Annotated in this window: 8 protein-coding genes and 2 pseudogenes; 4 read left to right on the top strand and 6 right to left on the bottom strand. The window is 43.8% G+C overall.

Going from position 1 to position 6,609, the window contains the following annotated elements; all coding sequences use genetic code 11:
* Positions 1 to 218 precede the first annotated feature (218 nt).
* From ACM0OY_RS39000 to ACM0OY_RS38990, 3 genes and pseudogenes are all read left to right on the top strand, one after another.
* Positions 219 to 572 (top strand): annotated as a pseudogene (locus ACM0OY_RS39000) (Uma2 family endonuclease); the annotation flags it as partial.
* Between the two features lie 215 nt (positions 573 to 787).
* Positions 788 to 1,066, top strand: a pseudogene (locus ACM0OY_RS38995) (Uma2 family endonuclease); the annotation flags it as partial.
* Positions 1,067 to 1,142: 76 nt separating this feature from the next.
* Complete coding sequence (locus tag ACM0OY_RS38990; protein ID WP_414574066.1) at positions 1,143 to 1,304, top strand: hypothetical protein; 162 nt, start codon at positions 1,143 to 1,145, stop codon at positions 1,302 to 1,304.
* Between the two features lie 104 nt (positions 1,305 to 1,408).
* Here ACM0OY_RS38990 and ACM0OY_RS38985 read toward each other — a convergent pair whose 3' ends face one another.
* From ACM0OY_RS38985 to ACM0OY_RS38960, 6 genes are all read right to left on the bottom strand, one after another.
* Complete coding sequence (locus tag ACM0OY_RS38985; RefSeq protein WP_414574065.1) at positions 1,409 to 2,146, bottom strand: SDR family oxidoreductase; 738 nt, start codon at positions 2,144 to 2,146, stop codon at positions 1,409 to 1,411.
* A 141-nt stretch (positions 2,147 to 2,287) separates the two neighbouring features.
* Entirely contained in the window at positions 2,288 to 3,490 is a 1,203-nt protein-coding gene (locus ACM0OY_RS38980; protein WP_414574064.1) for an AIPR family protein, read from the bottom strand.
* 183 nt (positions 3,491 to 3,673) lie between these two features.
* A complete protein-coding gene (locus ACM0OY_RS38975) occupies positions 3,674 to 4,210 on the bottom strand; it encodes a dihydrofolate reductase family protein (protein WP_414574063.1) in 537 nt (178 codons plus the stop codon).
* A gap of 78 nt (positions 4,211 to 4,288) precedes the next feature.
* Positions 4,289 to 4,969, bottom strand: coding sequence for a helix-turn-helix domain-containing protein (locus ACM0OY_RS38970; protein WP_414574062.1), 681 nt, complete (start codon positions 4,967 to 4,969; stop codon positions 4,289 to 4,291).
* 127 nt (positions 4,970 to 5,096) lie between these two features.
* On the bottom strand, positions 5,097 to 5,381 hold the full coding sequence (locus ACM0OY_RS38965; RefSeq protein WP_414574061.1) for a hypothetical protein: 285 nt from the start codon (positions 5,379 to 5,381) through the stop codon (positions 5,097 to 5,099).
* A 275-nt stretch (positions 5,382 to 5,656) separates the two neighbouring features.
* Positions 5,657 to 6,049, bottom strand: a complete 393-nt coding sequence (locus tag ACM0OY_RS38960; RefSeq protein WP_414574060.1) for a hypothetical protein — start codon at positions 6,047 to 6,049, stop codon at positions 5,657 to 5,659.
* A 115-nt stretch (positions 6,050 to 6,164) separates the two neighbouring features.
* Between ACM0OY_RS38960 and ACM0OY_RS38955 the strand changes: the two genes are divergently transcribed.
* On the top strand, positions 6,165 to 6,609 hold a 445-nt coding region (locus ACM0OY_RS38955; protein WP_414574059.1), incomplete at its 3' end, for a transposase.

Raw genomic sequence — 6,609 nt, 5'->3', positions numbered from 1 at the left:
CTTTTCCTGCACCCTCTTGACAAAAGTGCAATCACTCTAACCTCTCACCGATGCAACAGGCCAAATCTAGCGTCATTGCTCCTTTTGAATGGGCGCGGCAACAGAAGATTGCAATTGCTCCCGTCAGGCAAAGATTTAAGCGTTATTTTGAATACTACCACCGATTCTAATTGTCGTTGTTATGATTGCACTATGCGGCTTATTAGGAAAAATCAGTCATGTTTGCCCTCGTTTCTCCAGACAAGACTCAATTACCTCCTGGTGCTGTAGTGCGCCTACCTGCTAGTTGGCAGGATTATCAGCATTTATGTGAGCAACGGGGAGATGGATCGCTCCCGCGTATAAAGTATTGCAATGGAGAAGTATTGCTGATGTCGCCATTACCAGTACACGGTAGAGATGCCCATTTACTGGCGAATATTGCGATGGCTCTATTAGATTGCGATGGGCGAGAATATGATGCATTTACACCAGTGACAATGAGCTTACCCCAGGAAAGCGGGATTGAGCCAGATTATTGCTTTTATATTGACAATTGGCAAGCCATATCCGGTAAAAAACGCATCGACTGGGAAAACAGGGCAAACGCATCTAAATTACTCTTGATCACAACGAAGGTTAAAAACCAACGAAAAAATCAGGATTTCGCGCTTGATTATTTTTTAAGCCCCAAAGCGATCGCCTAAAATTTTCGCAATAAGCAAGAGTTAATGACATTAATTTTAGTTCTATTGAGAATAGACTTTGCTTGTTGACATGATGCGGCCGCCCTGACTGGGAAAAAGACCCACCACCAGACTTAGTGATTGAAATTGATGTCACCAGCTATTCCAATGTTGAGGATTACCTTCCCTATCGTGTTCCGGAAATTTGGTTATTTAGAAATCATCAATTATTAATTCATCAATTATTGGGTGAAGATTATCAACTGCAAACCCACAGCCGCTATTTTCCTGACTTTGATTTAAATAGTGCAATTGCTCGTTGCGTGCAAATTGCCTATGAGCGTAATACAAGTGCTGCGATTCGCGATCTCAAAGGGCGATTGCAAAAAATCCTAGAGTAGAGGAAGAATTACCAAAAGCAGAGATTCAACACACAGTTAGGTGGCGCTGGGAAAATGTACCGGGTGCGTAGACGCTATGCTTCAGCTTGTCGCTTTCCATCGCCTATCTAAAAGTTGCTATACGAACGAGGATTGGGATCGAGTCGCCGTCAGCTGTGGAATTAGCGGAAATGATGCGGCGGTTTGGGGTGCAGGAGTAGGGTTTATGTCTGTCCAAACTCTTGAAATGGTAAAATGATGCTGCGATCGTTGCACGGCTGTTTAACAGCACAATCGAAAAGAGTTTGGGCTTGCTGTTTAATACCCAGATACCCTTATCTAAAGCATTACCCGGCAATGTAGTTAACTTGATGACACTTCAACGACATTTTGGGCAAAGCTCTTATAAGCATCGCCCATTTGTTTAGCTATCGGGTCAGGAAAGACATGAAAATCCCCGGCTTTGAGAGCTTTTACGATCCCGTCTGCCACAAATGCAGGTGTCTGTGCAACCTCACTCATTCCTGCCGCATCGCCCATATCGGTGGCAATCGGGCCAGGGTGAACACTTAGCACAAGCGTGTTCTGCTCACTCAATAGTTCTCGTAATGTCTGGGTGATTGAATAGGCCGCAGCTTTCGAGGCACAGTAAGTGGCAGAGTCGGAGAAACCCTTGAGCGAAGCGACAGAATTGATTTGGACAAAGACACCACCTCCATTGGCTTTGAGTACCGGGGCAAACGCCTGAGCCATGTAGATCAATCCATATACATTGATGTTCATCTGAAATTCAACAGAGGCGATCGCATTCTCAGCTAAGGGAGTCCCAGCTTGAAAGACTCCTGCATTATTGATCGCAATTTGCACATCTGGGGCAGCTTGAGCAGCAGCAAAAATAGATTGGGGATCGCCTAAATCAACCTGAATTGGTACTATTCGATCGCTGTATTGTTCAACCAATGAAGAGACACTGTTGAGCTGACGAACAGCTGCATAGACTTTAGTGGCTCCGTGTTCAATAAACGACTCAACTATCGCCTTGCCGATACCGCGATTTGCGCCTGTAACCAAAATGGTCTTGTCTTTGATGTCGTAGTTCATTTGGATTTTTCCTTATAGTTTTCGCGGCTTCCACCGATCCTTTTAGCATGGTATCAACATCCATCAAGCCGTAGTGTTATATCTCCCCTGTTGATGCGTTGTTGGCGGAACATCATAATCCACCACCTGAGTTTTGTTGTGTTAATTCACCAGCTTCAATTCTTCACGCTTGGTATTTGAACCAACCATTTTGAGCAACTGCTGATTTAGGAAACTCTGAGCAGAAACGTAAAGGTTATCCCAAATCACGGGATTACGGCAGATTTTACTCCCAACTGTATTACCAGCGAGTTTCTCCGACACCAAGTATTTCTTGTAATAGTTAGCCCACAAATGCTGTAGAAAATCCTCAGCAAACTCATCAAAGGGAATTATCCAGTTGTATTGTTCATCCAAAAACACCCGATAGGCAGCAACTATGGGCATGGCAATATCAGCAGGTGCAGCAAACCCAAACGAGTATCGGCTGTCGGGCAGCAGCGTATTCTTGCGCGGGTCAATAGAGGCGAGGTCAACTACTCCCTTTCTTTTGGGCTTGGTGATATGTTCTTCGATTACCTGAAACAGCCTTTGCTCAATCCATAACCCTTTGGGTAGTAGTGGTAATAACTTTGAGAGCCTTTCTCTTTCAGCCTCACTCAACGACGGCGTGTTGCTCACAGGCGGGTGTTTGCTTCTGCTCTTGCTGTCTGGGTTATATTTGTTCCTGTCCAGGCAGTTCATCAACTTAATGAGGTGGTTGACATTACACTGCGGACTTTTGGGTGCGCCGCTTTGATTCTGGTAATAGGCAATGCGGAATTTGGTTTCTTGTTCGCGTTCTAGTTGGGCTAAAAACTGTTTGATGAATTTGTAGTCACCCCTGGCGTTAACTTTAGAACGCGCATCCACTGGGGCAGATGTGTTTGATGCTAGGGCGATGTCTTTCGCTTCATCCTCACTTAGCCCAATGTGGATTGTGACTTTGACTCTGGCTTCGGTAAGGTCGTACTTGTAATCTCTGGCCTGTTGAAAAGCTAAAACAGTATGTCCACCGTTAATGATGCCGTCGCTACCGCCCTCACTGGCTTCAAGTATTTCTAACTCTAGCTGTGTCTTTTTACTGTTGGGCTTGACCTTGTTGGCACACAGCACGATTCCGCTATGTCTTGAGAAGAACTTTTCGGGTTCGGTTGTCAGTGAGTCGAAGATTTGTCTATATGTTGAGCTTTTACGGTTGGGTTCTCGAATATTGGGTTCTAGCGGCAGGTCGGCGGGGAAGTTGTCAACGTGAACGGTAGCGATAATGCAGTGGGGGTTTGCATTGAAAAACTGGTCTACTTTCAAAGCCCAATTTTTTGGCATAGTTTCTTTGGTATCAGCAGTGCAGTGCGTATTTATCAAGATTACAGAATCTGGCATCGAATGGCACTAAAAAGCCTCAAAATATCTTGGCATAAACTTTAGAGATATCTGAGCAAATATACTTAAGGAGGTAGTTCAATCTTACAAATCAAAAACGCTGATTTTTTGCACAGATGGCGGTGATTATTTGCGCTCTGGTTCATAGACGAGTGCCACAACACCTGAACTGAACGACTGTGATTTCAAAAGCTTCAAAGTCGCAGTAGTACCCTCTTGAAACAGACGCTTGCCTTTGCCTACAACTACCGGGTAAACAAGCAACCGATAGAGATCCACAAGATCGTACCGAATGAGAGTTTGCACAAGCGCGGCACTGCCATAGACCAGAATGTTTTGACCGGACTGCTGCTTGATTTGGGTGATTTCTTGGACAATATTGTCTTTGATGAGCGTTGAGTTGTTCCACTCCACTGCGTTTAGGGTCTTTGACACCACGTATTTGCGGACATTATTCATGTAAGAAGCCCCTTCATCAGCGCTGTTTGGCCAGGCGGCGGCAAACCCTAGATAGGTCACGCGTCCCAAGAGCAAAGCATCACTGGTGTCTTGCTCTTCATCTTTAAACTTAGCGATGTCGTCATTCCAATAGGGTGCAGTCCATGCAGGTTCTTCTATAACGCTATCCAGTGACATGAATTCAGTAACGACTACTTTTCGCATGGTGTTTTCCTTTTGCCATTCGCTGTCTACCGCAATTATGGTGCAGCAAGAGAACATAGTCTTGGAAAAAAACGCAAACTATGGAACCGTGTTTTTAGGAATGATTTGCGCGGGAGTTTTACCAATAAAGTGTTTTAGCGAATTAGTAAGATGTGCCTGATCGAAATAGCCTAGCTTAAAGGAAGTATCTAAAATGGATGTACCTTGCTCAAGCAACGAGACGGCACAGTGGGCGCGTTCAATCTGCTGAATCGTCTTTTGGGTTAATCCAGTTGCCTGCAAGAAGCGATACTGTAAGGAGCGGATCGATATATTGGGTTTATATCCTTGTATCGCGGCTTCGACTACCGGATCTCGCACAAGTATCCCCTGAGAAATAAGTTTGTGGACAAACACATCGGCGTTTTCAAAGGTCGGCAATTCCCAGGACACACCATGCAGCCAGAAGGAAGTATTTGACGCTTCAGGAAGAGTTGCATCCTGCCGATCCACAAGGGTTTTTACAGGAAGATGGGGCATGAACGTGCCAAGTTTGAAGGTGATGCCAAAGAACTCAGCTTCGGCAGGGAAATCGGCAACGGATGCTTTAGTCTCTGGGCCTCGTGCGACAATCTTTGTCTTGCCGTTGAAGGTGGCGAGTGCTATCTCCCAGTTACTGACAGCTGAGGAAGTGAAAGTGCCAGCGCGATCGCTCTTGGTGTGCCAAATCGTTTCGACAAAAGACAAGTTTGCCGACCTTGTGTCAAATACAAATTCCATGCTGTCTTCCGTAGGAATAGCAGAACCATCGGATCAACTTTGACTACAAACTTTACACTTGGTTATAATTTTAACTTTTAATTCCTTAGATAGATATCTCTGAAATTAGTCGTTTCTACAAAACTTTTTAATCGACAGGAGCAGCAGATTTCATCGGTTGTCTATTGTTCAGATAAATATAGCCATAATAAAGTGATAACTCCTCAAACCAGAAGTTATCGAAGTATGAGCCTACTAGCAATCCAGTCAGCGAGCCTATGACTGATCCAGCAACAGAAGCACCCAAAGGCATTAATAATGCAACTGTTGGGGAACCACTCCCAATACCAACAATACAACCAATAGCCGAACTAACAATTGCACCGCTTAAACAACCAGCAACCGAACCAATTACAGAACCAATCCTTAACAAAACAATTCAAAATTCAAAATTCAAAATTCAAAATTACTTAAAAACTTTAGTTGTGGGATACAAGCCCACTTCAAAAGAAGATGCATTGCGAGATGCCATAAGGCACAAGAAATGCGGTGTCCTTGTTCCAAGCCCACGGCTTGAGCCGTGAGTCTTCAATTTTGAATTTTGAATTCTTAATTTTGAATTGGAGCGAAGCGACTGACATCGCTTGATTAAATAATTTTTCAGAACTGTCTCAAATTATATACGTATGTTAGCGGCGAGAGCAGACATCAAAATTTAATAAACATAAATGCACAAGCACAAAGAGATGAAATCAGAAAACCCCAGCCAAGTGCAGAGTAACAGCGAATAGCATTGCGTTTAAATAGGGTGGTTGCCGCAGTTACAAAGCTACCCAAAAAGCAAATTAAAAAAGTTCTAGACCAGATAATAGTTGCCATTAGCTGAATATCAGATGTTGGGCTAGGAGTAGGTTTATTGGTTGAGACATCTAAGAATGTTAACGAGAGAAGAAATGCGGGAATCAAAACTGCGCCGATGATGGCAATATTTCGGTATCCTGGTGCAGTGCGACAAGTGATAAATGAGAGCGTAACCGAGCATAGCCCTACAAAATTTACGATTGCCCAAACGCTCAAGATCAACAACAAGACTATTCCCATAAATAATTTATGTAAATCAACAATACCTTCGCCAAAAAAAGAGTATGAAGAGATAGGGCTGCCGTAGTAGAGTTATTGTCTCTCACAACGACAACTCAGAAGCTACAAGCAGCCCATGTTCGATATCCTATCACTGCTACAGTGCCTGCTACCACAAATAAATGCTACGACGATGCGGCAATTAAACCAGATAATTCTGGCGATGTTAGCAATGAATGGAAGAGTCACCATGTTGGGAATTTCTCGTTGGGCAGGCATTGGTGGTAGTTATCGGACGATGTTGCGGTTTTTTCATACAGTAATTCCTTGGGCAACGTTGTTTTGGCTATTTTTCCGCAAGCATTTGTTCCGTGCGAATGAGGTGTATCTGCTTGCAGGAGATGAAGTTGTAGTGAGTAAATCAGGTAAAAAGACTTATGGATTGGATAGATTCTTTTCTAGCCTAGTAAATAAACCGATATCAGGACTATCTTTTTTTGCATTATCATTAGTAAGTGTTGAAGGGAGGCACTCGTTTCCGATTCGGATAGAACAGGTAATCAAGAGCGATGTAGAAAAAA

This window comes from Nostoc sp. CCY 9925, from assembly GCF_963920935.1.
Classification (GTDB): domain Bacteria; phylum Cyanobacteriota; class Cyanobacteriia; order Cyanobacteriales; family Nostocaceae; genus Nostoc.
The sequence above is the reverse complement of the archived record's forward strand: the minus strand, read 5'-3'. Positions and strand labels throughout refer to the sequence as shown.

What these genes read in the sequence shown, in the direction of transcription:
- ACM0OY_RS38980 (WP_414574064.1), bottom strand. Translation starts at nt 3,490, where the DNA reads ATGCCAAAAAATTGGGCTTTGAAAGTAGACCAGTTTTTCAATGCAAAC.
- ACM0OY_RS38960 (WP_414574060.1), bottom strand. Translation starts at nt 6,049, where the DNA reads ATGGGAATAGTCTTGTTGTTGATCTTGAGCGTTTGGGCAATCGTAAAT.
- ACM0OY_RS38985 (WP_414574065.1), bottom strand. Translation starts at nt 2,146, where the DNA reads ATGAACTACGACATCAAAGACAAGACCATTTTGGTTACAGGCGCAAAT.
- ACM0OY_RS38990 (WP_414574066.1), top strand. Translation starts at nt 1,143, where the DNA reads ATGCTTCAGCTTGTCGCTTTCCATCGCCTATCTAAAAGTTGCTATACG.
- ACM0OY_RS38975 (WP_414574063.1), bottom strand. Translation starts at nt 4,210, where the DNA reads ATGCGAAAAGTAGTCGTTACTGAATTCATGTCACTGGATAGCGTTATA.
- ACM0OY_RS38970 (WP_414574062.1), bottom strand. Translation starts at nt 4,969, where the DNA reads ATGGAATTTGTATTTGACACAAGGTCGGCAAACTTGTCTTTTGTCGAA.